The following is a 23,224-nucleotide window of genomic DNA, read 5'->3' on the forward strand; positions in this document are numbered from 1 at the left end:
AGACGTCCCGGCGGGACGTCTCTACCCGTTACCGCCCCCCATCCACCCCATATCCCGATTGACAAAAATCGCGCGGACGCGTATACGAAACCATGAAAAAATTCATGTACCTGATTATCGTGTGCGCGATCCTGGGTGCGGGGCTTTCCGCGCTCATGCTCCTGGACCATTATTATCCCGACGCCCACGCGCGGGTGATCTCGTGCGGCGGCGGAATCGCCGACCCGTGCTACGCCGTGAGCCAGTCGGACTTCGCCGCGTTCCTGGGCGTTCCCGTGGCCGCCTACGGGCTCTTCTTCTACATCCTGATTATTTTCATCCTGCTCATCGCCGATTACGCCGGGGGCGGATACGCGACCGTCGCCTGGCTCTTTACCGCCGCCCTCGCCGCCGCGGGCCTCCTCGCCGACATGGCCCTGGGCGCGATCCTCGTGTACATGAAAAGCCTGTGCACCATCTGCGTATTCACCTACGGGATCAACGCGCTCATCGCGACCCTGGCCGCACTCTGGTACCGGTCGCTGCGCGCGGAACGCGGTGCGGGAATCCGTGAAATAACGCGGGAGATCCTGGGATTCGCCATGGAGCCCGACCGGCGCGCTGCCTCGTCGCTGTTCATCGTGTTCATCGTGCTCCTGTTCTTCGCGGTGTTCTCGACCGCTACCATACTGTCGGTTAAAACGGCCGCGGAAAAGCCGGGGGCCGATGATATCATGGCCATGGTGAACGAGTTCTATTCCCGGGAACCCGAGGCCAGGAGCCTGCCCGCGCGCGACCTCGCGCTGGGAGACGAGCACGCCCCGGTCACGATCGCGGTCTACACCGATTTTCTGTGCTCCGCGTGTTACAAGTTCTACCAGGTGGAGAAGCAGGTCGTTGCGCGCTACCGCGATAATGTGCGCTTCACCTATTACAACTTTCCACTGGACCGCGGATGCAACGAGTACATACGGCACACGAAATACCAGAATTCATGCTTCGCCTCGCGCGCGTTCATCGCGGCTGCCCGTAAGGGGATGTTCGAGGAATACCTGATGAAGCATTTTGGGGCGTACGGCGACATCGCCAGGCGCTACACGCTGGACACCGCGCTCCTGATCGCCTCGTCCATCACGGACGCGGACGCATTTCTCAGGGAGATACAGTCCCCCCGGACCGACGAGCGCCTCATCGAGGACCTGAAGCTCGCCGAGTCGCTCGCGATCAACGCAACGCCGACCCTTTTCATCAACGGGCGCAGGTTCGAGGGCGTGCCCCCCCGGGAGGTGTTGTTCAAGATCATCGAGCGCGAGGCGATGGCGGGCGGGAAAAAGTAGCCGGCGCGCGCGGGGCGCGCACCTACATGAGCTCCACGGGGTCCACGTCTATTTCCAGGTACACGTTATGCGGAATTACGCACGCACGGGCGGTCGTGATCGCCCGCCGGAGCGCCTCGTTGTCGCGGGATTTCAGGATGATGTGATGCCGGAAATTGCCGCCTATCTTCGCGAGGGGCGCCTCCACGGGTCCCAGCATCACGGTCCCCGAGCCTTCCGCCGATACGACCGGCCGGAGCGCCCCGGCTATCTCCTGGATGGTCCTGGCCACACGCTCCTCCGACGGCCCCCGGGCCAGGAGCCGCGCGAGCCGCGAGAACGGCGGGTAGGAGCAAGCCTTGCGAAGTTCGAGCTCGCGGCGGTAAAAACCGGCGTAGTCGTGCCGGACGAGAAATTCGAATATCTCCGCATCGCCGTTCAATGTCTGGATGATCACCCGGCCGGGCGAGCTTCCCCTCCCGCACCGTCCCGCCACCTGAAGCAGGAGCGAGAAAATCCGTTCGGACGCGCGGAAATCGGGAATGTTGAGCCCCACGTCGGCGAGTATGACGCCCACGAGGGTCACGCCGTGGAAATCGAAGCCCTTCGCGACCATCTGGGTTCCCAGCAGTATGTCTATCGCGCCGCTCTGCATTCCCGCGACGAGATCCCCCGCGGTCCCCTTCCGCCGCGCGCTGTCCTGGTCCAGCCGGAAAATCCTCCTTCCCGCGAACGCCTTCTCGACCGCGTGCTCCAGGCGCTGGGTCCCGGTCCCCACCTTTTCGAGCTTCGCGTCCCCGCATGAGGGGCACACCTCCGGCACCCTGCGCGAATGACCGCAGTAGTGGCAGCGCAGGGTCTCGTCGCGGTGGAAATTGAGACTGATGCTGCAATGCGGGCATTCCTGGACCGCGCCGCATCCCGCGCAGATGAGAAAGGGCGCGAACCCCCTCCGGTTCAGGAAGAAGATTGCCTGTCCCCCCTCGTCCAGCGCCTTCGTGGTCCCCAGCAGCAGCGGCGTCGAGAGCATCTTGGACGGGGAGAGCGATTCCAGGCGGGCGATCTCGATATTTGGGAGTGTCGCGCCGCCGTATCGTTTCCTGAGCATGTGAAGCCGCATCATGCCGCGCTCGGCGGCGTAGAGCGATTCTACGGAGGGCGTCGCCGATCCCATCACCAGGAGCGCGCCCTCGTCGCGCGCGCGCCTGAAGGCTACCCTGCGCGCGTTGTAACGGGGGCTGCTGTGCTCCTTGTAGGAGCCGTCATGCTCCTCGTCGATTATCAGGAGCCCCAGGTCGGGCGCCTGGAGGAACACTGCGGAACGCGTCCCCACCGCGATCCGCGCCTCACCGCGCATGAACTTGAGCCAGTTGTGAAGGCGCTGGTTGGCCGTAAGCATGCTGTGGTACACGATGAGCTCGTTCCCGAACATGCCCCTGAGCCTCGTGAAGACCTGCGATGAAAGTGAAATTTCCGGCACGAGGTATATGACCGATTTACCCTCGTCCATCACCCGGCGCGCGAGGGCCATGTAGAGCTCGGTCTTCCCGCTCCCGGTCACGCCGAACACGAGGTGCGCGCGCTCGCCCGTGTCCCGGGCGGCGAAAATCGCGTCGCAGGCGGCCTGCTGCTCTTCCGTGAGCACGAGCGCGCCGGCCGAAACGCCGGCATCCTCCTCGTGCCGCGCGGACGGGCGCTGGCCGGAGGGGAGCGCCATGGCCATCGCCTCGCCCATGCTGGAAAAATAATTATCGGCGACGAAGGCGCACAGCGCCGTGAAGCGTTCGTCGAATATGGGCGCGGGATCGATGAGCGACTGGATGTCCTTGGTCTTGAAGGCGGGCGTTTCACCGTGAACGCGGTGCACGAACGCGGTCACGGTGCGGTTTTTGAAATTCACGCGCGCGCGCATCCCGGGAAATGCGTCCATGCCCTCCGGCACCCGGTAGGTGAACGAGCCCTCCACGGGATACCCCACGTACACGTCGGCGTATTTCATGCGCGCCCGTCGGGGTCCGCGATCGCCTGGCGCACGAGCTTGAGCGTGTTCCACGCGCGCATTTTTAAATCGGGGTTCTTTATGAGCGCGACGGGATGCTCGACGGCGAACCAGCGCGCGGAGGTGTGCCTGTCTTTCAGTCTTTTTAGCGGAAGCATGTCCCCCATCACCAGGATCACGCGCGGGTCTGTTTCGGCGATCTCCCGGTCGAGGATGTGCTCGCACTGGGCGAGCATGGCCCCCGGGGAAAGCGACGCCCCCGCGGGCTCGCACTTGACGGTGCCCGTGACATAGCACTGCTCCACGTCCAGGTCGATCGCCGCACACATCTTTCGTAAAAGTTCCGCGGATTCCTTCCGGTACGCGGCGCGTTCCGCCCTGCCCATCATCGCGGGCGGGTTGAGCATGATCATCACACCGTTTCCGCCGCCCCCGAAGGGAAGCTTTTTCCCGCCCGTCGCCTGGCAGCGCGTGCAGGAAGCGATCTCCTCGGGAATGGATTTGACAGGCGGGAGGGCCGCATCGGCAGCCTCGCCCCGCGGCGCGCGTTCCGGGGAACGCCCCGGGGCGTCCCGCAGGAGTCCCGCGAGATACGAGCGCTCGTCTTCGCCGCGCCAGGGGAGAACGCTTCTCCCGCCCCGCCGCCGCAGTATCGACGCGATGTCCCTTCTCGAATCGTCCATGCCGCCGCCTCATTCCCCCGCGCGGTCCGTATCGATGCCGTACTGCTTTATTTTTCGATGGAGATTGGTGCGCTCCATGCCCAGCTCTTTTGCGGTGAGTGTCACGTTGCCCTCGTTCTTTTCCAGTGTGCGTACGATGTAGTCGCGCTCGAAATCCTCGCGCGCGGACTTGAGGGACGAGCCGTCTCCCGCGCGGGCGGCCTTATCGCCCCTGGCGGCCAGGTGCTTGCGGATATCCGTCGCGCCGATATCCTCCTTCCGCACCATAATGCAGATGCGCTCGATCACGTTCTTGAGCTCGCGGATATTGCCGGGCCAGGGATGCCCCCGGAGCAGGTCCATGCCGTCCGCCGTGATCTCCTTGCCCGCCAGACCGTGCTCCTTGGTGAATTTATCCATGAAGTACGAAACCAGGAGCGGGATATCGTCCTGCCGCTCGGAGAGCGACGGAACACGGATGGGTATGACGTTCAGCCGGTAGTAGAGATCCTCCCGGAAGTTCCCGTCCCTAATCGCCTTTTCCACGTCTATGTTCGTCGCCGAGATCACCCGCGCGTCGACCGATATCGTCTCGCTCCCCCCCACGCGCTCGAACTGCTGCTCCTGCAGCACGCGCAGGACCTTCGCCTGCGCGCTCGCGCTCATGTCGCACACCTCGTCCAGGAAAATTGTGCCGTTATGCGCGAGCTCGAACTTGCCCAGCCTGCGCGCGACCGCGCCCGTGAACGAGCCCTTTTCGTGGCCGAAAAGTTCGCTCTCTATGAGCTCGGTGGGGATCGCGGCGCAGTTCACCTTGATGAAGGGCTTGTTCGAGCGCCGTGACTTGCGGAAGATCGCGCGCGCGACCAGCTCCTTTCCCGTGCCGTTCGACCCGGTGATGAACACGCGCGCGTTCGTGGAGGCGGCCGTCTCGATGACCTGCCGGATCTCGGCCATGGCGGACGATTCGCCGATCATCTCGTCCTCCATGAGCACCTCGCGGCGCAGTTGGATGTTCTCCCTCCGCAGGCGCAATTGCTCCAGCGCGTTATTGACCGAGGTGAGGACGCGCTCCATCGAGGGGGGCTTCTCGAGGAAATCGAAGGCTCCCATCTTGGTCGACTTCACCGCGATGTCGATCGAACCGTGCCCGGAAATCATGATGACCGCGGAATCGGGACGCGACTCGCGTATCCGCGAGAAAACCTCGATCCCGTCGATATCGGGAAGCCACACGTCCAGGAGCACGACGTCGATATCGCCCCGCTTGAACGCGGCGAGTCCCTCTCCTCCCGTGGACGCGGAGACGACCTCGTGCCCCTCGTCCTCCAGTATCGCCGAGAGCGTTTTGATGATGTTGCCTTCGTCGTCTATGATGAGTATCCGGGCCATGCGCCCTCCCTCAGGGTATCGGTAATTCGAATACGAACTCGGTGCCCGCGCCGGTCTTCGACCGGCAGGTCACTTTCCCCCGGTGCTCGAGGATGATCTTTTCCACTATCGTAAGACCCAGCCCGGTCCCGTGTGCCTTGGTCGAAAACGTGGGCTCGAATATCTTCTCCAGATCTCCCGGCTTAATACCCGGGCCGTCGTCGCGGACGCTCACAAACGCGCGCGCCCCCGCGGGACCGTCTTCGCGCCAGGTACGGATATACACGTTTCCGGTTCCGCCAAGCGCGTCAATCGAATTCTGCACGACATTGGTGAGCGCCTGCCGGATAAGCCCCTTGTCGAGAAGGAGCCGGGGAATCCCCTGGGCGAGGTCCAGGTGGAAACGGACCCCCTCGCTCCCGTGAAAGAAATTAATGCATGCCTCCACCGCGGGATTCAGGTCCTCGAGCACGGGATTGATTTCCGGGAGCCGGGCGAAGCGCGTGAATTCCGAGAGCATGTTCATGAGCACCTTCACTTCCTCGATGATGGTATCGGTCCCAGTCATAACGATGCTCCCGATCTCGGGATGATTTTCGGAATAGCGTTTCTGGATCCGTTCCGCCGAAAGGCGGATGGGCGTAAGCGGGTTCTTGATCTCGTGAACGAGCTTTCGGGCCATGTCGCGCCAAGCCTCGAGCTTCTGCGTGTGAAACATCACCGTGCGGCTCTCCTCCAGCTGCCGCACCATCTTGTTGAACGAATCGAAGAGCAGCGAAAGCTCGTCCTGCGAGTCCCTCCTGAGCTCAATGTCGAACCGCCCGGAGGCCACCGCGCGCGCGGCCTCCTCGAGCGCGAGCACGGGCCTGGTGATGTTGCGGGAGAGCACCAGGCTCACCCCTATCGACAATAAAATGATGACGATCGAAAGCACGAGGAGGAACACGCCCACGCCCGTTTCGAAATAGGGCTTCAGGTATTCGCTCTGCGCGTATCGGCCCACCGACTCCTCGAACAGCGATATCCGCGCATATACGTCGGCCGGAATCACGCAGGCGAGCGCGATGACATGCTGCCCCCGAACGAGCATGCCCAGCAACACCGATTGCGCCCCCACGGATATCGAATAGACCTTTCGCCCCTGATCGACGCGCACCGCGCGCAGGAGCTTCAGGACGGAGTCGGATATATCGGCATGTTTCATGGACCCGGTGTCCGACACGATGTTCCCAAGGTCGCCGGCCTCCAGGATTTTAAAGTACCCCACGTCATATCCCCTGATCGCGAACATCCCGTCGATCGCGTCCCTGGATCCCTGCGCGGCGGACGGGAGCATCCCCGCGGCCATCACATGCTCGAGGGTCGCGATCTCCGCCTGCATGTCCGCATTTTTCTGTGCGAGCACGTCGCGGGCCATGCGCAGTGACTCGTCCAGCGACTGCGCCGTCTTCTCCGCGATGAGCTCGTTCAGGGCGTGGCTGAAGATGTTGTTCGATATCAGGATGATGGGCAGCGAGGGCAGTATCGCCACGAACACGAACGCGAGCGCGATCTTGAACCTGATTCCGGAGACGGGGGCCGCCGAGCGCTCGGACAGCCTGCGCCTGAAGGAGATGATGATGAAATACACGGCGACGATCGCGGGTACCGCCATCATGAGGAAGGGGTAGACGCTCTTTCCCTCTTCCGGGCCCGCCGCGTTTTTGGGAAAGAGACCCAGGATCAGGAGCGCGGCGAAAGCGAATATACCCAGCAGGAAAATCGCGTCCTCGAAACGCGGCCTCCCCCCGGCGCCCCCCTGGATGCCCTTCCCGAAATTCACCGCGTGCCCGTCCCCGCGCGCAGGGAAAAGACTTCCCCGGACGATCCCGCAAATCTTCGTCCCGCGCATGAACCGGATGATGTATTTTCCCTGGAGGTCATGTGGCCGATTCGCGAACCGGCAGCTCCTGTAAACGCTTTCACGTCGCCGCGGGGGCCGACCCTAGTAGTCGAGCTTGGGCCCGTATTCCCAGCCGGTATCGAAGTTCCAGAATCCCACCATGTATTTGAAGATGAGACTCATGGGGAAATAAAGCTCGACAGACGTGAGCTCGGCGCGCGCCCGTATCGCGTAACCCTGGCTCTTTATCATGCTTATGTCCACGACGTCGTAATCCTTCACCGAGAAGAAATACTCGATCATTGCGTTTTCGCTCTGGAACGACACCGATTTGCGCCCCTCGACGACCACGAAGGATTTTGTCCAGAAATCGTATTTCACCGTGCGGCGGATGATCCTGTCGAAATCCACCTTGTTCCCCAGCAGGAAGAAGGCCGCGGGCCGATACACCTGTATCTCGAACATGAGCTTGACCTCGATTCCCCTCTTGATGGCCTCGACGATATCCTGGCCCTGGTAGGATCCGACCATGAGGTTCACACGAAGCTTTTCGTCCGATACCTCGACCGCGCCGAACTGTATCTCACTCGCCGCGAGCGCGGCAGGTGCGAGGAGGACGGATATCATAGCGAGGGAGAAAAGCGGTTTCCGGATCATGTCCATTAATACGCGCTGTAGAGGGGACTGGTCACGCCGACGTTCAACCCGCCGGGTTTCACGTCGAACGAAAAGCGCACCTTGTTCTGCGATTTCCAGTAGGGGAAATATATTTCACGGTTGTAGGTTTCCGCGGAGCCCACCGCGTTCAGCACGCAGGCGACGCGCAACACCAGGAAGGAGAAGGCGTACGCGATGATGATTGTCTTGTCCTGCGCCTCCATGTTCTTCCACACCACCACATCGTTTTTATTCTGTGTGTACTTGTCCGAATAATAACTTATAAGGTAGATCAACAGGCCTTTCTGGATGAGGTCGGCCATGAGGAAGAATGAGCCCTGTGCGTAATCCTGCGTGTAAAACTGGCCCAGTCCGGGCCAGGACCACGAGAGAAGTCCCGCGACGAAGGGCTCCTTGCGCTCCGGGAAATCGAACGAATAAGCACTCATGGTGCCCGCATCGGGCTCGGCGGCGGAGAGGTCCGCCGGGACGGCGGCGAGTGCGCTATTAAAAACAAAGGCCAGCGCGAGGCACGATCCGAGTATGCGTTTCATCTTATAGCGCCCGCTCCACACCTAAAAATAGCGATTTGCCGTCGGAGCCGAAATCGAGCTTCGGGTAAATTTCACGGTACTGGATACGCGATTTTTCAAGCCTCGTATTGTAGCCCCGCGCCGACATGACCGCGTCGTACATGTTGTAGAGGTGCAATCCTACCGCGATACCGATCAGGCCAAAGAACACGTTGCGCCGCGAGGTTTCGACCACGCCCAGATCGGTCCTCTTCGCGTCGACCCTGAGGTTGAAGCCGGAGCCCGTCCCTGCGGCGAAGTCGATATTCAGGTAGTAGAAGATCGCGCCGAACACGAGCGTGTATTCGGTCACGAGGAAAATCGTCCCCTTCGTGTATTCGGCGGAATAGTACTGGCCCAGGCCCGGCATGTACCATGAGAGCATTCCCGCGAAGATGGGATCCAGCTTCTTGGAAAAGAGGATCGAATCGTATTCGAGCCCTTCGATCGAGGGTTTCTTCTCTCCGCCGGGAGCGGCGACCTGGGCATTGGCGTTCACGGCCGACATGATGAAAATGGACAGGATAAGCGCGCACGCCGCAACCACCCTCGCGGCGGGGGCGAGGGACCGGGTTCCGCACGAGGCGGCGGGTTTGTCAGTTCTTGAAATCATTTTCAATCAATGCGACAAGGCTTGCGACCGCGTCCGCCTCGCTCTGCCCGGCGGCGCGTACGATGAGCTTCGTACCCGAAGTGATTGCCAGTCCCAGGACGGACATGATAGATTTCCCGTTGGCCTCGATTTCATCCTTTACGATAAAGACCTCGCAGGGAAACTTCATCGCCTCGCGAACGAACATCATCGCGGGGCGGGCGTGTACGCCTGCGTCGCTCTTTACCACCACCTCTTTCTCAGTCATGCCGCTTCCTGCCTTCCATCATCATCCAGTGCTGTATGCGGTTGTCAAGCTCTCTTGCCGAGTAGACGCCCATTTTTTTTAGCCTCTGGTTCAGGGCGGCGGTTTCGATAATAATCGGTATGTTTCGGCCGGGACGGACCGGTACGGTAATGAACGGGACGTCCAGGTCCAGGATGGGATACTTGCTCTCGTCAATGCCCAGCCTGTCATACTCCTTTCCGCTCGCCCATTCCTCCAGCAGCACCGCAAGCTCGATACGCTTGCGGTTCCGCACCGAACGTATACCGAACACGTCCTTGACGTTGATGATCCCGAGCCCCCGGATCTCCATGTGGTGGCGGATCACCTCCGATCCGTACCCCATGAGGAGGGACTCGTCGATCTTGCGGATTTCGACGATATCGTCGGCAACCAGCCGGTGACCCCGCTCCACGAGCTCCAGCGCGCACTCGCTCTTGCCCACCCCGCTCTTTCCCATGAGAAGCACGCCCACGCCGAATACGTCCACGAGCGTTCCATGGATGACCACCAGGGGCGAGAAAATTTCCTCCATTACGTGGGTAAGGAGGCTGATAAACCTCGTCGTTCGATGGGTCGTCACGAAGGTGGGAACCTTGTGCTGGTTCGCAAGCTCCAGGAAAAACTCGTCGGGATGCTCGTTGTGCGTGAAAATGCAGCAGAGCACGTGGTAGGAGAAGAAGCGTTCGTATATCTCCCGCTTCCTGTCGGGCCCCAACTGGCGCATGAAGGCCGTTTCCCCCAGCCCGAATATCTGCACCCTGTCGTACGCGAAGAAATCGAAGAAACCCGCCAGGCCAAGGCCCGGCCGGTTGATGTCCCCCATGTGGATCTCTTTATCGAGCCCGTCCTTTCCGGCCACGAGCACGAGGTGCAGGTCTATTTTGCTCTCGTTGTCCCTGAGATCACGGATGTAAATCGTGCGCTTTTCCATGTATCGTGGCGCTAGAACGCGGGCACCATTATTTCCAAGTTTTTGCCCTTCTTGTAGATGAGATTCAGATAGTTGGTCTCGTTGTTAAAGAAGGGCATGAACTCGGCGCCCGATCCGGTGAAACGCTCCAGGGCTTCGGCGATGGAAAGGTTTTCGACCTTCGCGGGGGAGCCGCACTTCTTGAGCTCGATCTTAGGGTCGGCGGGAGAATCACTGTGCACCATGAGGTCCCATTCGACGAAGCGCCCGGAATCGAAGGAGTTTGCCTTGATCATCTCCACGGGGATCTCGATCATCTTTACCGCCATCCCGTTCCGGTAGATAAGCGCGTAGTTCTTGTTGAGAAAATCCATGGAATTCGCGGCGTCCTTCATGCCTTTTTTGAAAAGTATGCAATTCATGTTATCGAGCTTCATCTCGAGGTAGGCCTCGATCTCGTCCTTGGGCTTGTTGCTCACCTGGTTCAGGAGGAGCTCCTTCATCTGCGGTGAGGCGGGCTCGGCCGTCATTATCGTCGAAAGGGGAACCACCTTGTGCCCCGTGTGCTTTTCCTTGTATTTCACGACCTGCTTTTCCATCTTGTCGACGAGGAGGTCGATGGACGAGTACATGTCTCCGGATTTTTCCACGGCATAAAACTGTACGCCGTCGCCGTTGATGAGCAGTTCGACCACGTGGTCGAGCTTTTCCACCGAGAGTATCATGTAGGAATCGATGAGCTGGTGGAAATACTTTTCGAACTTGGCGACCTTCTTCCCGGCATAATCCCTGAGACTATCCGTGACCTCGACATGTCTTCCCGTGAGCGTAATCTTCATGCTTTGACCTCGTTCTTGATCATATTTAATTTTCTGCGCATTGCGGAGGGGGGTATGCCCATTATCCCCCGGTATTTCGCAACGGTCCGGCGGGCGCAGTCGATACCGCCGTATCGGAGCTTTTCCAGAATTTCCTCGTCGCTCAACGGGCATGCCGCGTCTTCCCGCGCGATAAGGTCGCGCACCGCGTTCATGACGTTGTCGGAGGAGACTTCCCCGGCGCCCCCGCCCTTCAGCCGGGACGCGAAGAAATACTTTAATTCGAACGTTCCCCACGGGGTCTGCGCGAACTTGTTGCTGGTCGTGCGGCTGACCGTCGATTCGTGCAGGCCCACCTCGCGGGCGATTTCGGCGTGGGTAAGGGGCCGCAGGAATCCCTGCCCCTTCAGGAGAAACTCCTTCTGGTGCAGCATGATGGCGCCCGTAACCCTGAGAATCGTATCCCGCCTGTTTGAAATATTTTTCAGTAAATCGCGCGCCGATTGCATCCTGTCCTTGATGTAGGACCGCAGGTTTTTATCAATACTTTTTTTCCTGAGCATGCGCGCATAGTAGCCGTTGATCCTGATCCTGGGGATCCAGTCGTCGATCAGGGTGATGAGGAGCTCGTCTCCCGCGATTTTTACCTCCAGGTCGGGGACGATGTAACGGGTCCCGGACGCCGAAAACGCCCGGCCCGGGAACGGATTGAGCGAATGAAGGAGCCTGCTCTTCTCCACGACCTCCGCAAGGGTGACGCCCAGCCCCTTCGCGATGCGTTCGTAATCCAGGCTTTCCAGCTCCTTGAAATAGCGCCCGATGATCGCGTGGAGCATCTCCTCGTCCGGGTATTTCGCGAGGGCCTGCATCTCCAGGCTTTCCCGGATATCCAGCGCGCCGCACCCCGGCGGGTCGAGCAATGCTACCTGGCGCATGGCCGCGCGTACCTCCTCGATGCTCGCGCCCATTTCGAGCGCGATCGTCTCAAGAGGAACGCCCAAGAGGCCCCTCTCGTCGAGCGAGGTTATAACCTCTTCGAGGAGTGCGAGCTCCCTGTCGTTTTTCGACATGATGCGCGCCTGCGAGAGGAGATGCTCGATGAGGGATTCGGCCCGGGCCTCGGCGTTTTCGATGAGCGCGCGCGTGCGATCCTCGCCGTCCGAATCGCGCGGATAGCCGCTGTCGCTCGCGTCGGAATAGGCGCTCGACCTTTCCTCGAAACGCTCGGAGAGAGAATCGTCACCGCTCAACCGGTTTGTGATGCGCTGGAAAATATCGCCGTTCTCTTCGTCGGGGGAAACGACCGCGTCCTCTTCGAGAATGGGGTTCTCGACGAGCTCCCTGGAAATGAGTTCCGCAAGATCAACCGTGGACAGCTGCAGCATTTCGATCGACTGCTTGAGTGATTGCGTCATCACAAGCTTCTGGTTCTGCTGCAATCCTATTTTTATCGATACCGCCATTCCCTGTCCGACACCCAAGCTTCTATCGCCACCCCGGCGCCGGCTGCTTTTGCCCGGCGTGGAACTCGCGTCCGTATCACGTTACCAGTAATATACTAACATGGTAGGGGGCCTTCTATATTAAATCAATAATAAATTAGGGGGCGGCCTTCAAAGATTTTTAATGGTCCGATATTGACCTTTCGCTGCACGCGGCGTCTTGCACCAGGATCGATATTTTTCTTGCTACTGTGCATATTTTGATTCATTATAGTTCTGCATATATCGACACCGTTCACCGTCCGCCGCTGAAAATAAACCGGGTCCACAGAACAAAGGAAGGGTTATAATTATGAAGAAACCACTTATCGCGGCCGCTATTATATTCATCGTTTTAGCAGCCTACCTTACCCTTTGGCCTGTCCCCGCGGATCCCGTAATCTGGAGCGCGCCGACAGCGCCCGGCTACACCGGGGCACATGCGGTGAATGAAAAACTGGCCAATCTGAAAATGATTCCGCTGGGAAAAGAGGAAGGCCCCGAACACATCGCGCTTGCCAGGGACGGCAGGCTCTACGCCACCGTGGCGAGCGGCAACATAATAAGAATGAACCAGGACGGAAGCGCCCAGGAGGTCTTCGCCAACACCGACGGAAGGGTGCTCGGGTTTGATTTTGACGCGGCCGGGAACCTCATCGCCGCCGACGCGGTCAAGGGCCTGCTTTCAATAAGCCCCGACAGGAAGATCACCCTTCTCGCCGACAAGGCGGGCTCTGACCCCATTCGCTACGCGGACGCGGTCGTGGTCGCCGTAAACGAAAAGATTTTCCTGAGCGACGCCTCGATGCGTTTCGCCCCGGCCGAGTGGGGCGGTACCTTCGAGGCCAGCATCCTGGACATCATTGAGCAGTCGTGCACCGGGCGCATCCTGGAATACGACCCCGCGACGAAGAAGACCCGCATCGTCGCAAAGGGCTTCAGCTTCGCCAACGGCATCGCCCTGAGCGCGGACGGGCAGTGGCTCTTCGTCAACGAGACGGGGAAGTACCGGGTGTGGAAGATATCAGTCCGGGCCGCGAGCCTCGACATCGCGCAGCAAAGCCCCCTGGCGAGCGTCCTCCTGGAAAACCTGCCCGGTTATCCGGATAACCTCATGCGCGGCCTGGACGGCAAAATCTGGCTGGGATTCGCGAAGCCCCGGAACCCCACCGTGGACAAGCTGGCCGGGAACCCGTTCATGAGAAAGCTTACCCTGCGCCTGCCGCGCGCGATGTGGCCGGTGCCGAAGGCTTACGGGCACGTGATCGCCTTCATGGAGGACGGAAAGATCGTCGCCGATATGCAGGACCCCGCGGGGGCATATCCGGAGACCACATCGGTAACCGAGACGCGCGACCGGCTCTACATCCAGAGCCTGCACGCGAAGGGGATCGGCTGGATGGCGAAGTGAGGCGGAGCGGAGAACGGAATTATTTCCCCTTCCCCGCCTCGACCGCGGCCTTGATGAAGGCCTTGAAGAGCGGGTGCGGGCTGGTCGGCTTCGACTTGAACTCCGGGTGAAATTGCGTGCCCACGAACCACGGGTGGGTGGGAACCTCGATGGTTTCTACAAGGCCGGTCTTCGGGTGCGTACCGCCAAACACCATCCCGTTCTTCTCGTAAATTTCCCTGTACTTGAGCGTGAACTCGAAGCGGTGGCGGTGGCGCTCCATGACCGATTCGCGGTTGTAGATGGCGCGGACCCTCGTCCCCTCGCGCAACTGGCACTCGTAGGCGCCCAGGCGCATGGTGCCGCCCATCTTCTCGATGATCTCCTGCTCCTCCAGGAGCGATATGACCGTGTGCGGGGAGGTGGGGTCGAACTCCGAGCTGTTCGCGTTTTCCAGCCCGCAGACGTTGCGCCCGAACTCCACCACCGCAAGCTGCAGGCCCAGGCAAATTCCAAAGAACGGGATATTCTCCTTCCGCGCGTGCCCTATCGCCATGATCTTGCCCTCGATGCCGCGGTTCCCGAATCCGCCGGGCACGAGTATGCCGTCTATCTTCTGGAAGAGGCTCTTGAGCCCCGCCTTCTGCTTCTTCTCGATGTCCTCCGAATCTATGCGGGTGATGACCAGCTCCGCCTCGTTCGCCACCGCGCCATGCAGGAGCGCCTCGTATATGGACCGATAGGCATCTTGCAGGGAAATATATTTCCCCACGACCGCGATGTGCACCTTGCGCGTGGGGTTCTGGAACGCGTGAAAAAACCTGTCCCATTCCGCGATGTTAAGGTGGTTCTTCTCCATGCCGAAGTGCTCCAGCACGATCTCGTCGTAACCGTTGTTATGGAGCATGTAGGGAATCTCGTAGATTGAGCTCTTGATGTCGATCGCCGATATGACGTTGCGCTCCGTTACGTTGCAGAAGAGCGCGATCTTGCCGCGCATGTCCTCCGAAAGCACCTTGCCGGAGCGGCAGAGCAGCATGTCCGGGATGATCCCTATCTGCATGAGCTCCTTCACCGAGTGCTGGGTGGGCTTGGTCTTCGACTCCCCCGCGACGGTGATGGTGGGAACCAGCGTGAGGTGCACGTTGAGCACCCTGCGGCTTCCCAGCTCCTGGCGTATCTGGCGTATCGCCTCAAGGAAGGGGACGGACTCGATGTCGCCCACCGTTCCGCCGATCTCGATGAGAAGGAAGTCAAGGTCGTCATCGGCCGCGACGTCGTAGATGCGCTTTTTTATCTCGTTGGTGATGTGCGGTATCACCTGCACCGTGCGCCCCAGGTAGTCTCCGCGGCGCTCGCGCTCGATCACCGCGAAGTATATCTGACCCGTGCTCACGGAGTTTCTCTTGGTGAGATTCGCGCTGGTGAACCGCTCGTAGTATCCTAAATCCAGGTCGGTCTCGGCCCCGTCCTCGGTCACGTACACCTCGCCGTGCTGGTAAGGGCTCATGGTCCCGGGATCGATATTGATGTAAGGGTCCATCTTCACCGCCGAGACGCGATATCCGTGACCCTCCAGGAGCAATCCCAGGGAAGCGGTCGAAATGCCCTTTCCGAGCGACGAACAAACACCGCCCGTCACGAAAATAAATCGCGTTTTTTTATCAGTCATGGTCGTCACCCTTGAATGTCTTTCTGAGGAGTTGGAGATACGACATAATATGGACGTTAAATTCGATCCGTCAATTCCATTTTAGCGCATTTATCGAAAAAACAAGGCTTGACACCTCCCCGCGCGTGCGCTAGGCTCACGTCCGGCTGAAACCCCCCGACCGGTATCCCCATCTCAAGTCCGGCGTCGGAATTAAGCCCGGCTATATACTCAGGCGCCTCCTCCCGGGGAGAGCGCGTCCTGATCGAGGAACGGACGACATGACAGAAAAGCGGAAATTCGAACGACACCAGTGCTTCGTTAAAATCGAGTTCGAATACTGGGAAGGAAACCCCGAGACGATCGACGTCGAGCTTTCCGTCCCCATGCACGGCAAGGGCGCCATGCTCGATATCAGCAAGGGCGGCGCATTCGTCGTCACCAACGAGCGGCTCGGCATCAACATGCCCGTACGGCTGAAGGTCACCGAGGGCAAGAACAGGCATCTGCTCAAGGGGAGCGTGGTGCGCACGGGACTGCTCAAGAACAACCCTTCCGAGGTCGCGATGAAATACGCGGCTGTCAAGGTAAAGGAGGACGCCTACCTGGCGATCCAGTTTGACGAGGTGCACGAGGAAATCAGCGCGGAGCGGTTCGCATCCGGGAAATGAAAACGCGGTTCATTCGCATAAACGACATCTCCGAGATAGAAACCTCGTCGACCACGGTCTATGACCTGAACAACCGGTACATCGACGCGCGGGGAAACATGTTCGGGCTCAGGTACAACCGCGATTCGAAGAAAATTGAAGTCATAAAAATTATCCGCACCCCCGCCCAGAAATCCTCCTACTTCCAGCAGCAACTGGTCCGGCACAGGCGCATGAAGTCGGCCAACGGCGAGCACGAGGCCGTGGGAAGCCAGCGGGCAGAGGACGCCGGACATGTCGCGGCCGGCGGGGAAGACGCGCCGGAGACCGAGGACGTATTCGAGTCCGAACAGTATATCTCCCAGGCGATGGAAACCATGAAGACGCACCGCGACCGGATCGCGGGGATCATGATGAACATCAAGAACTCGCACGTCGTGCCGGAGACCGAACGCGGCGAGGCGAACGTGCTCATCCAGATATTCCGCAGCCTGGAGATAGACGGCATCAAGCGCATAGAAAAGGTGCTGGACAACCACAAGGAGATCGTGAGCTATCCCCGCTCGCTTTCATACTACGAATCCAAGCTGGACAACAAGGGCCGCGACGTCTTCGAGGCGATCGGGGATTACGAAAAGCGGATGAAGTTCGTGTTCCACTTTGAAATGTTCAATTCTATCAAAAACCTTTACAACGCGCTCTTCAAGGGCTTGAAAGACCTGGACTACTTTTTACAGGACAAGAAAATCGACGAGGTCAAGGGAATCACCCTCCCCGAAAAGCAGTGCTACCTGGACGCGACGACCTCCCTCGCGAACACGTTGCGCGAGAGCGGAAAGATCATGCGGGACATTGCGAAACTGGAGGAATACGTTTACAACAGGAATAACTTCTCGCGCTGACCCGTTGTCAGGGCTGGACCACTACAACCTCGCCGAATTTCGACAAAGGACCTTTCAGCGACTCGTCCCCCACGACCACCCTGACCAGCCCGTTTTTTAAAAGCTCGTCGGCGCCCGCGAGCACCATCTCCTTCGTGACCGCGCCTATCATCTTCGTGTAGTCGGCAAGGTAGCGTTCGGGGAGGCGGTTATACTGGACCATGCTGTACTGGGCCAGCACCTCCAGGGGAGTCTCGAAGTCGAATATATAACTATATATCATCGAGCTGCGCGCCCAGTCGAGCTCCTCGCCGCTCACGGGCGCGGTCGCCATCAACCGTACGTTCTGGAGCATGAGATCGAACGCCTGGTCGGCCTGGTCGGTGCGCGTCTGCGCGAAGGCGAGAAACAAGCCCAGGTCGCGCCTAAACCGCATGATGGACTGCACCGAGTACGACAACCCGCGCTTCACGCGGATCTCCTGCATGAGCCTTGAGTTGAACGATCCCTCCCCCAGGATGTAATTCATCACGGAGAGCGCGTAGGCGCGCGGATCGCCCACGGGGGGGGCCACCGTACCCATGACGATCGTCGCCTGGGGAACGGCCTTGGGAACCAGGAAAATCTTTTTTGCCTGATTTCGCACATCGCCCTCGATCTTGATCCTGTCGGCCGGGTAGGGAAGCCCCTCGCCCTTCATCACGTCTCCGAAGACGCCCATCGCCATTTCCCTGAGATCATTGATCGCGATCGAGCTGGACATCCCGGCGATGATATTGCCGCCGCGGAAGTAGATGCGCCATGCGCGTGCCATCTCCTCGGCGGTTATGGAGTTGAGCGACTTCTCCGTGGTCACGGCCCCGTAACCCGTGCCCGCGAAAATAAGCTCACGGACCTTTTCGAACGCAATGGCCTCGGGGCTGTCCATCTTGCGCCGCACCCCCTCGATGAGCATCCCACGCGCGTCGCCGATATACTTTGCGTCGAAATTGGGATTCTTCACCAGGTCGGATACGATATCGAAGGCGAGCCCGGCGTGCCGGGCGAGCATTCGGATGGAGATCACCGTGGTTTCCCATCCGGCCTCGATGCCGATCCTCCCGCCCACCGATTCGACCACGGTATGCAGGGCTTCGCCAGGGTACTTTTTCGATCCGCCCAGTATCACCGATTTCGCCATGAGCTCCGCCATTCCCGCGGTCCGCGCGTTTTCGTAAAGCCGCCCGTACCCGGCCGAGAGCACGATGGTCACTTGAGGAAGCTCGTCGCGCATGAAAAACATTTTCATGCCGTTTCCCGCGAGGAAGGACTCGACCGGCGGAAGCGAAAGCTCCATCGCCACGGACGCGGGCTTAACGGCCTGGGGACGGGCCTCCTGGGGCACGGCCATGGCGGAAAAAAGCGCGAGCGCGCACGGAAGCGCCCCGCGCAGCGAAAGGGGGATACGGGATTTTTTCACTTCACTTACCTGGTTCTCTGGACTTTTGTTTCGAGGCTCTCACCAACACGCCCACGGTTCGGTTTTCCTTCACGAAATATTTCGTGAGGACCTCCTTCACGCGAGCCGGGGTGACCGTCCTTACCGTGTCGAGATAGCGGAGCGCGTACTGCCAGTCCCCGTACACCGTCTGGTAATAGTTGAGGGTGCGGGCGACTCCCTTGTTCGACGCGAGATCGAAAATGAAGGATGCCTCCTCGCGGCTCACCACCCGCGCGATCTCCTCCTCGTTCACCTCGTTTTTCAGACGCTCGATCTCTTCGTAGATCGCGTCCTCGAGCTCCTGCGCGGTCCTCGGGTGGCGGGGCTCCGCCTCCACCAGGAACAGATTGTCGTAACGCGCACCCGGAAAATCCGCGGACGCTTCCACCGAGACCGCGAGCTTTTTTTCTGTCACGAGCGAGCGGTAGAGCCGGGAGGTTTTTCCGTCGGCGAGGAGTCCGGCGATGATATCGCACACGATATCGTCGGGCGACTGGAAGCTGGGCTTGCCCCATCCTATGAACAGGCAGGGATTCGCGTCGAACCGGTATTCGACCCGCGTCTCTCCCTGGCGGGCGGGCTCGCGCAGGGGAATGCCGCCCCCGTTGTCCCTGCCCTCGAGTTTCCCGAAATATTTTTCCACCATCGCGAACGTCTCTTCCGGGTTTTGCTTCCCCGCGATGGTGATCGTCATGCGCGGGGGGATGTAATTCGTCTTGTAGAAATCCTTCACGTCGAACACCGAAAGGTACTTGATGCTCGACGCCCAGCCGATAACGGGATGCCGATACGGGTGCGCGAGAAACGCCGTGGCGATAAAGCGCTCCATGAGCCCGTCCGCGCCTTTCGAATCGTACCGCATGAGGCGCTCCTCCATGACCGCGTTGCGCTCCAGGTAGAAATCGCGCATAACGGGATTGCGCAGCCGCTCGCTTTCGAGCTGGGCCCAGAGCTCGAGCTTCGACGAGGGGAGCTCTATGAAGTACGCGGTCATGTCGCGCGAGGTCCACGCGTTGAAGCCCACGCCGCCGTTCGTCGAATAGGTCTTGTCGTAGGGCGAGCCCACCACGAAGGCCGAGGCCTCCGATTGCAGTTTCTTGAGCTGGTTCACCAGTCCCGGGATGCGCTTGTCGCCCGGATTTTCCATGCGTATCTTGTCGAGCGAATCGCCGATAAGCTCGATCTGGTCAAGGAGCGGTTTTTCGCGCGCATAGTCCTTGGTGCCCAGCCGGTCGGTTCCCTTGAACAGCATGTGTTCGAGCAGGTGCGCCGCGCCTATGGTTTTATAGCTCTCGTCGGCGGAGCCCACGCGAAACGAGGTGATGAGCGCGAGGGTGGGAGAGTATCCGCGGTTCACCACGATCACGTTTATCCCGTTACCCAGCTTTTTATAAGAAACCCCCGCCTTGAGCATCGCGAGGGGATCCTCCGGTTTATCGGCGCCCCGCGCTACCGACGTAAGGAACACTGCAAGCAAGGCGCATGCCGCGCACCATCTCTTCATCTTCATCGAACCGTCCCCATTCTTCCCCGCATCCCGCTTATCCGTTCTTTCCGTCACGAAGAATTTCCTCGGCCAGTATCTTGAGCTTCGGGGAAACCTTGAGCGGAGGCAGGCTCACCCTGCCCGCCGCGTCGTCGTCGCCGGGTTTACGGCCGAGCCATTCCCCCAACGCCATCACCATGCGCGCGTAAATCTCGTTAATCTTGTCCGTGGCGCCCGCGAGACGGTAGTACGTCACCGCGACCAGCGGGAGTTTTTTGTCGAAATAAAAATGGTCTCCCACGCGCGTGAGGCCGTCCCGGTACATGGTCCGGGCGAATACCTCGCCAGCCTTCCTGATCTCGCCCTTGTTGAAGAGCTCGTTCCCCTGCCGGATGAGTGCGGTCCTTTCCTTGCCGTCCATAAATTAATTTCCTGTTCTACGCGCAACCCCTGCATGCAATAAACACTAAACTGTCTGACCGGCAAGCATAATTTTTAGAAATTAATATTCCAGTACCGGCCCCGTCAAATTGTGCCCGCTCCCGGTTCACGCTACGGCATATGTGCCGATACTACTGTCGGGAGAATACGCCCGGTCTCAATTTTTCTGGGCCGGGAGGGTTTTATTTCATATTCGCGGTTTCGGGTACGATCACAGGCATGCCGCCTGTCGGGGCGGCGAATTTTCAGCGTGCGCCGGAAATGACGTGATCGAGCAGGTACGCGCGCAACTCGCGGACGACCGCGTTATCCCCCGGCAGTTCGAACAGGCTCCTCCCCTCCTCTCCCCAGCGCGCGAGGTCGTCGTTCTCGGGAAGGTACAGTACCGTGTCCAGGGGGATGCGCGAAAGCAGGGCCCGGGATTCGTCGGGGAGGCGCGCGCCGCGCATGCGGTTTATCATCGCGGCGCTTTTTCCGAATTCGATCTTCATCTCCCGCGCGAGCTCGTACAGCCGCGCGAGCGTCTCGATGCCGCGCCGCGAGGCGTCGGCGACCATGATGAGGAGGTCAACGCGCTGCACGATCCGGCGCGAGAGGTTTTCAAGCCCCGCCTCGTTGTCGATGACCATGAAGGGATAATTTTTTGCAATCGCGGCGATCACGTCCCTGAGCACGTTGTTGGCGTAGCAGTAGCAGCCCGGCCCCTCCGGCCTTCCCATCGCGATGAGGTCGAAGCCTTCCGCCTCGACCAGGCACTCCGCGATCTTGAGCTCAAGCCAGTCCCTCCGGGCGATTCCCGCGAGGGCGCCCTTCGCGGACTCGTCGCGCGCCTCCTCGCGCACCCCGCCTACCGAGGCGCATGACTCTACGCCCAGCACGCCGTCAAGACACGAGTTGGGATCGGCGTCCACCGCGAGCACGGGGACCTTCTCCGCCTTCACGAGCGAGGACACGATGAGTCCCGCGAGCGTGGTCTTGCCCGTCCCCCCCTTCCCGGTAATCGCGATCGAAAATCCCATGCCGCCGGTGCTCAATTAATTTCCAATGGCGGGACCTTCAGGACCCGAACGCGCGCGCCAGCCGGGCGGGAAGATCGCGGAGAAGGGAGAATACCGCGCGCGCGTCGTCCGGGTCGAGCGAGCCCGTGCCGCACGAGGGCGTGATTATGGAATGTGCCAGGAGCGTCTTCCGGTCTATGCCGGCGCGCTCCACTACATGGTTGACAAGCGTGTCGAACCTGGCGGCGAGCGAGTCCGTGGCCTCCGCCCGTATCGCCGGCGACGTGGGCACGATCCCCCAGGCGAGCATGCCCCCGCGCCCGATATGGCGCCCGAGGGCCTCGGGGTAGAGCGCGATGGTCTCCCCGTAGCCGTAGGCGTCGAAGTTGACGATATCGACACCGGCGTCCACGAGTATGGACCAGTCGGTATTGCCGCAGCAGTGCACCCCGGCGGCCGCGCCGTCCGCCTGCACCGCCTCCACGAGTTCCCTCACGAGCGCGATCGCGTCCTCGCGTTTCACGCCTATATACGTCGACGACCCGAAGGCCGAGAGGATAGGCTCGTCGATGAAGCATATGACGTTCTCGGCATACGGCTGGAACTTCTGTATCTGCCAGCGGCACTTCATCGCCAGCGCCTTCACGATCACGTCGCGAAATTCCTCGTTGTAGTAAATCGCGCGCTTGTTCTCGTCGGTTATGGTGAGCGCAAACGAGCACGCGCCCGTGGTCTGCACCTTCACGCAGGGAAATTTTTTCCCGGACGCCTGCAGCCGTTTCTCGAACGCGTAAATCCCCTGCGAGTATCCGGGGCTTATCGCGAGCGCCCCGCAGTCCCCGTTCCCGTCGGAGGGGTCCATCGCGCGCATGTACTTTTCGTAAAACTCCGCGAATTCCTCGGAGTAATCGCCCGAGGTGTCGAAATACATGCGGCCTTTCTCTTCGTCTATGACCACACGCGGCATTCCCTCGGAATACTGTATCTCCATCTGCTCGTGGAGGCCCAGCTTGGGAAGCTGCGGCCATACCGGGGCGTCGGGTATCGACGAGAAGACAAGGTCGAGCGCGGTATCGGCATCGGTGAAGGGGAAGCTCCCGATGGCGGTTGCGATGAGCGGGCGGATCGGTTTCATGTAAGTCTCCGGGTTAAAAGAATTGAGGAGCAGTATGCCCGGCGCGGCGGGATTTCATCAAGCCCTTTTTCTGCCGATCGGCGGATGTCGCCATGGGTGCGAATTAAATTCCGGGAGTTTCACATCGAAAATCCATGAAAATGCTCATATTTTCATCCCCCCCTTCGTATTCATTTCATACGCTCCACGTTTTTCCTGGAGGATACGGAATGCTGCGAACGAGCATCAACATGAGAAAGGATATCTTCTTTAAGATAGGCATCGCCGCCATTAGGCTTGGAAAATCCCAACGCGAGGTCGTGATTATGCTTCTTAGCCGCATACGGGGCGATATCGATCACTTCCAGGGGGGGTTTACCCTGGTGAAGTACCAGCCGCGCGATCCCCGGAAGCTTTGGCACTGTTTTCCGATTTGCTTCAGGGAGGCTGAGAATGAGCTTGTTTCGGATTTTCGGAAGCTTGGTAGGTTTTCCGTCTCCTACCTGGTGGCGATGGCAACGGACCGATATCTGGAAGAAATGTTGCAAGATAAGAAAAGCAGGCATAACTATGCAAAATTTGCTCACTATGCCATCGGCCAGAGG

General features: G+C 59.9%; 22 protein-coding genes. 5 read left to right on the forward strand and 17 right to left on the reverse strand.

The annotated features are described in order from the left end of the window. The first annotated feature begins 92 nt into the window (after positions 1-92). Positions 93-1,316: a hypothetical protein gene (locus EPN93_18945; protein ID TAL30947.1), complete on the forward strand. Its 1,224-nt coding sequence runs from the start codon at positions 93-95 to the stop codon at positions 1,314-1,316. A 22-nt stretch (positions 1,317-1,338) separates the two neighbouring features. Here the strand turns inward: EPN93_18945 and priA are convergent, their stop codons facing one another. From priA to rpoN, 11 genes are all read right to left on the reverse strand, one after another. Then, positions 1,339-3,294 carry a primosomal protein N' gene (priA, locus tag EPN93_18950; GenBank protein TAL30948.1) on the reverse strand — a complete coding sequence of 652 codons (1,956 nt, stop codon included), beginning with the start codon at positions 3,292-3,294 and terminating at the stop codon, positions 1,339-1,341. Continuing rightward, positions 3,291-3,977 (reverse strand): hypothetical protein, encoded by a 687-nt coding sequence (locus tag EPN93_18955; protein TAL30949.1) that lies wholly within the window; start codon positions 3,975-3,977, stop codon positions 3,291-3,293. The genes priA and EPN93_18955 overlap by 4 nt, the downstream gene beginning before the upstream one ends. 9 nt (positions 3,978-3,986) lie before the next feature. Next, positions 3,987-5,348, reverse strand: coding sequence for a sigma-54-dependent Fis family transcriptional regulator (locus EPN93_18960; protein ID TAL30950.1), 1,362 nt, complete (start codon positions 5,346-5,348; stop codon positions 3,987-3,989). 10 nt (positions 5,349-5,358) lie between these two features. After that, positions 5,359-7,218: a HAMP domain-containing protein gene (locus EPN93_18965; protein TAL30951.1), complete on the reverse strand. Its 1,860-nt coding sequence runs from the start codon at positions 7,216-7,218 to the stop codon at positions 5,359-5,361. A 93-nt stretch (positions 7,219-7,311) separates the two neighbouring features. Further along, positions 7,312-7,872 (reverse strand): DUF4390 domain-containing protein, encoded by a 561-nt coding sequence (locus tag EPN93_18970; GenBank protein ID TAL30952.1) that lies wholly within the window; start codon positions 7,870-7,872, stop codon positions 7,312-7,314. Beyond that, positions 7,872-8,420 carry a hypothetical protein gene (locus EPN93_18975; protein TAL30953.1) on the reverse strand — a complete coding sequence of 183 codons (549 nt, stop codon included), beginning with the start codon at positions 8,418-8,420 and terminating at the stop codon, positions 7,872-7,874. The genes EPN93_18970 and EPN93_18975 overlap by 1 nt, the downstream gene beginning before the upstream one ends. Before the next feature lies 1 nt (position 8,421). Further along, positions 8,422-9,051: a hypothetical protein gene (locus EPN93_18980; protein TAL30954.1), complete on the reverse strand. Its 630-nt coding sequence runs from the start codon at positions 9,049-9,051 to the stop codon at positions 8,422-8,424. Continuing rightward, positions 9,035-9,298 (reverse strand): HPr family phosphocarrier protein, encoded by a 264-nt coding sequence (locus tag EPN93_18985; protein ID TAL30955.1) that lies wholly within the window; start codon positions 9,296-9,298, stop codon positions 9,035-9,037. The genes EPN93_18980 and EPN93_18985 overlap by 17 nt, the downstream gene beginning before the upstream one ends. After that, positions 9,291-10,250 (reverse strand): HPr kinase/phosphorylase, encoded by a 960-nt coding sequence (locus EPN93_18990; protein TAL30956.1) that lies wholly within the window; start codon positions 10,248-10,250, stop codon positions 9,291-9,293. Before EPN93_18990 ends, EPN93_18985 begins: the two co-directional genes overlap by 8 nt. A gap of 11 nt (positions 10,251-10,261) precedes the next feature. Then, positions 10,262-11,068 carry a ribosome-associated translation inhibitor RaiA gene (gene raiA / locus EPN93_18995; protein ID TAL30957.1) on the reverse strand — a complete coding sequence of 269 codons (807 nt, stop codon included), beginning with the start codon at positions 11,066-11,068 and terminating at the stop codon, positions 10,262-10,264. Further along, on the reverse strand, positions 11,065-12,510 hold the full coding sequence (gene rpoN, locus EPN93_19000) for an RNA polymerase sigma-54 factor (protein TAL30958.1): 1,446 nt from the start codon (positions 12,508-12,510) through the stop codon (positions 11,065-11,067). Before rpoN ends, raiA begins: the two co-directional genes overlap by 4 nt. A gap of 331 nt (positions 12,511-12,841) precedes the next feature. On the opposite strand from rpoN, the gene EPN93_19005 reads away from it, so the two are divergent. Continuing rightward, positions 12,842-13,939 carry an SMP-30/gluconolactonase/LRE family protein gene (locus EPN93_19005; protein TAL30959.1) on the forward strand — a complete coding sequence of 366 codons (1,098 nt, stop codon included), beginning with the start codon at positions 12,842-12,844 and terminating at the stop codon, positions 13,937-13,939. 19 nt (positions 13,940-13,958) lie between these two features. Here the strand turns inward: EPN93_19005 and EPN93_19010 are convergent, their stop codons facing one another. Continuing rightward, positions 13,959-15,590 carry a CTP synthase gene (locus tag EPN93_19010; GenBank protein TAL30960.1) on the reverse strand — a complete coding sequence of 544 codons (1,632 nt, stop codon included), beginning with the start codon at positions 15,588-15,590 and terminating at the stop codon, positions 13,959-13,961. A 260-nt stretch (positions 15,591-15,850) separates the two neighbouring features. On the opposite strand from EPN93_19010, the gene EPN93_19015 reads away from it, so the two are divergent. Beyond that, positions 15,851-16,240, forward strand: coding sequence for a PilZ domain-containing protein (locus EPN93_19015; protein ID TAL30961.1), 390 nt, complete (start codon positions 15,851-15,853; stop codon positions 16,238-16,240). Beyond that, entirely contained in the window at positions 16,237-17,121 is an 885-nt protein-coding gene (locus tag EPN93_19020; GenBank protein ID TAL30962.1) for a hypothetical protein, read from the forward strand. The genes EPN93_19015 and EPN93_19020 overlap by 4 nt, the downstream gene beginning before the upstream one ends. Positions 17,122-17,128: 7 nt before the next feature. On the opposite strand, the gene EPN93_19025 is transcribed toward EPN93_19020, so the two are convergent. The 5 genes from EPN93_19025 to EPN93_19045 all read right to left on the reverse strand — a co-directional run bounded on the left by EPN93_19025 (position 17,129) and on the right by EPN93_19045 (position 22,640). Then, the gene (locus EPN93_19025) at positions 17,129-18,559 is read right to left on the reverse strand and encodes an insulinase family protein (GenBank protein ID TAL30963.1); all 1,431 of its coding nucleotides are present in this window, start codon (positions 18,557-18,559) and stop codon (positions 17,129-17,131) included. A 1-nt stretch (position 18,560) separates the two neighbouring features. Further along, complete coding sequence (locus tag EPN93_19030; protein TAL30964.1) at positions 18,561-20,090, reverse strand: insulinase family protein; 1,530 nt, start codon at positions 20,088-20,090, stop codon at positions 18,561-18,563. A gap of 31 nt (positions 20,091-20,121) precedes the next feature. Continuing rightward, entirely contained in the window at positions 20,122-20,487 is a 366-nt protein-coding gene (locus EPN93_19035) for a hypothetical protein (protein TAL30965.1), read from the reverse strand. Between the two features lie 265 nt (positions 20,488-20,752). Beyond that, a complete protein-coding gene (locus EPN93_19040) occupies positions 20,753-21,526 on the reverse strand; it encodes a carbon monoxide dehydrogenase (protein ID TAL30966.1) in 774 nt (257 codons plus the stop codon). Positions 21,527-21,563: 37 nt separating this feature from the next. Further along, complete coding sequence (locus tag EPN93_19045) at positions 21,564-22,640, reverse strand: hypothetical protein (protein TAL30967.1); 1,077 nt, start codon at positions 22,638-22,640, stop codon at positions 21,564-21,566. 209 nt (positions 22,641-22,849) lie between these two features. Here EPN93_19045 and EPN93_19050 point away from each other — a divergent pair. Further along, a partial coding sequence (locus EPN93_19050) for a hypothetical protein (GenBank protein ID TAL30968.1) occupies positions 22,850-23,224 on the forward strand: 375 nt, incomplete at its 3' end.

The sequence above is a fragment of the Spirochaetota bacterium genome (genome assembly GCA_004297825.1).
Lineage (GTDB): Bacteria > Spirochaetota > UBA4802 > UBA4802 > UBA5368 > FW300-bin19.

Excerpts from the sequence above, each read along its gene's own strand:
- EPN93_18945 (TAL30947.1), top strand. The coding sequence starts at position 93 with ATGAAAAAATTCATGTACCTGATTATCGTGTGCGCGATCCTGGGTGCG.
- priA (TAL30948.1), bottom strand. The coding sequence starts at position 3,294 with ATGAAATACGCCGACGTGTACGTGGGGTATCCCGTGGAGGGCTCGTTC.
- EPN93_18955 (TAL30949.1), bottom strand. The coding sequence starts at position 3,977 with ATGGACGATTCGAGAAGGGACATCGCGTCGATACTGCGGCGGCGGGGC.
- EPN93_18960 (TAL30950.1), bottom strand. The coding sequence starts at position 5,348 with ATGGCCCGGATACTCATCATAGACGACGAAGGCAACATCATCAAAACG.
- EPN93_18965 (TAL30951.1), bottom strand. The coding sequence starts at position 7,218 with ATGCGCGGGACGAAGATTTGCGGGATCGTCCGGGGAAGTCTTTTCCCT.
- EPN93_18970 (TAL30952.1), bottom strand. The coding sequence starts at position 7,872 with ATGGACATGATCCGGAAACCGCTTTTCTCCCTCGCTATGATATCCGTC.
- EPN93_18975 (TAL30953.1), bottom strand. The coding sequence starts at position 8,420 with ATGAAACGCATACTCGGATCGTGCCTCGCGCTGGCCTTTGTTTTTAAT.
- EPN93_18980 (TAL30954.1), bottom strand. The coding sequence starts at position 9,051 with ATGATTTCAAGAACTGACAAACCCGCCGCCTCGTGCGGAACCCGGTCC.
- EPN93_18985 (TAL30955.1), bottom strand. The coding sequence starts at position 9,298 with ATGACTGAGAAAGAGGTGGTGGTAAAGAGCGACGCAGGCGTACACGCC.
- EPN93_18990 (TAL30956.1), bottom strand. The coding sequence starts at position 10,250 with ATGGAAAAGCGCACGATTTACATCCGTGATCTCAGGGACAACGAGAGC.
- raiA (TAL30957.1), bottom strand. The coding sequence starts at position 11,068 with ATGAAGATTACGCTCACGGGAAGACATGTCGAGGTCACGGATAGTCTC.
- rpoN (TAL30958.1), bottom strand. The coding sequence starts at position 12,510 with ATGGCGGTATCGATAAAAATAGGATTGCAGCAGAACCAGAAGCTTGTG.
- EPN93_19005 (TAL30959.1), top strand. The coding sequence starts at position 12,842 with ATGAAGAAACCACTTATCGCGGCCGCTATTATATTCATCGTTTTAGCA.
- EPN93_19010 (TAL30960.1), bottom strand. The coding sequence starts at position 15,590 with ATGACTGATAAAAAAACGCGATTTATTTTCGTGACGGGCGGTGTTTGT.
- EPN93_19015 (TAL30961.1), top strand. The coding sequence starts at position 15,851 with ATGACAGAAAAGCGGAAATTCGAACGACACCAGTGCTTCGTTAAAATC.
- EPN93_19020 (TAL30962.1), top strand. The coding sequence starts at position 16,237 with ATGAAAACGCGGTTCATTCGCATAAACGACATCTCCGAGATAGAAACC.
- EPN93_19030 (TAL30964.1), bottom strand. The coding sequence starts at position 20,090 with ATGAAGATGAAGAGATGGTGCGCGGCATGCGCCTTGCTTGCAGTGTTC.
- EPN93_19035 (TAL30965.1), bottom strand. The coding sequence starts at position 20,487 with ATGGACGGCAAGGAAAGGACCGCACTCATCCGGCAGGGGAACGAGCTC.
- EPN93_19040 (TAL30966.1), bottom strand. The coding sequence starts at position 21,526 with ATGGGATTTTCGATCGCGATTACCGGGAAGGGGGGGACGGGCAAGACC.
- EPN93_19045 (TAL30967.1), bottom strand. The coding sequence starts at position 22,640 with ATGAAACCGATCCGCCCGCTCATCGCAACCGCCATCGGGAGCTTCCCC.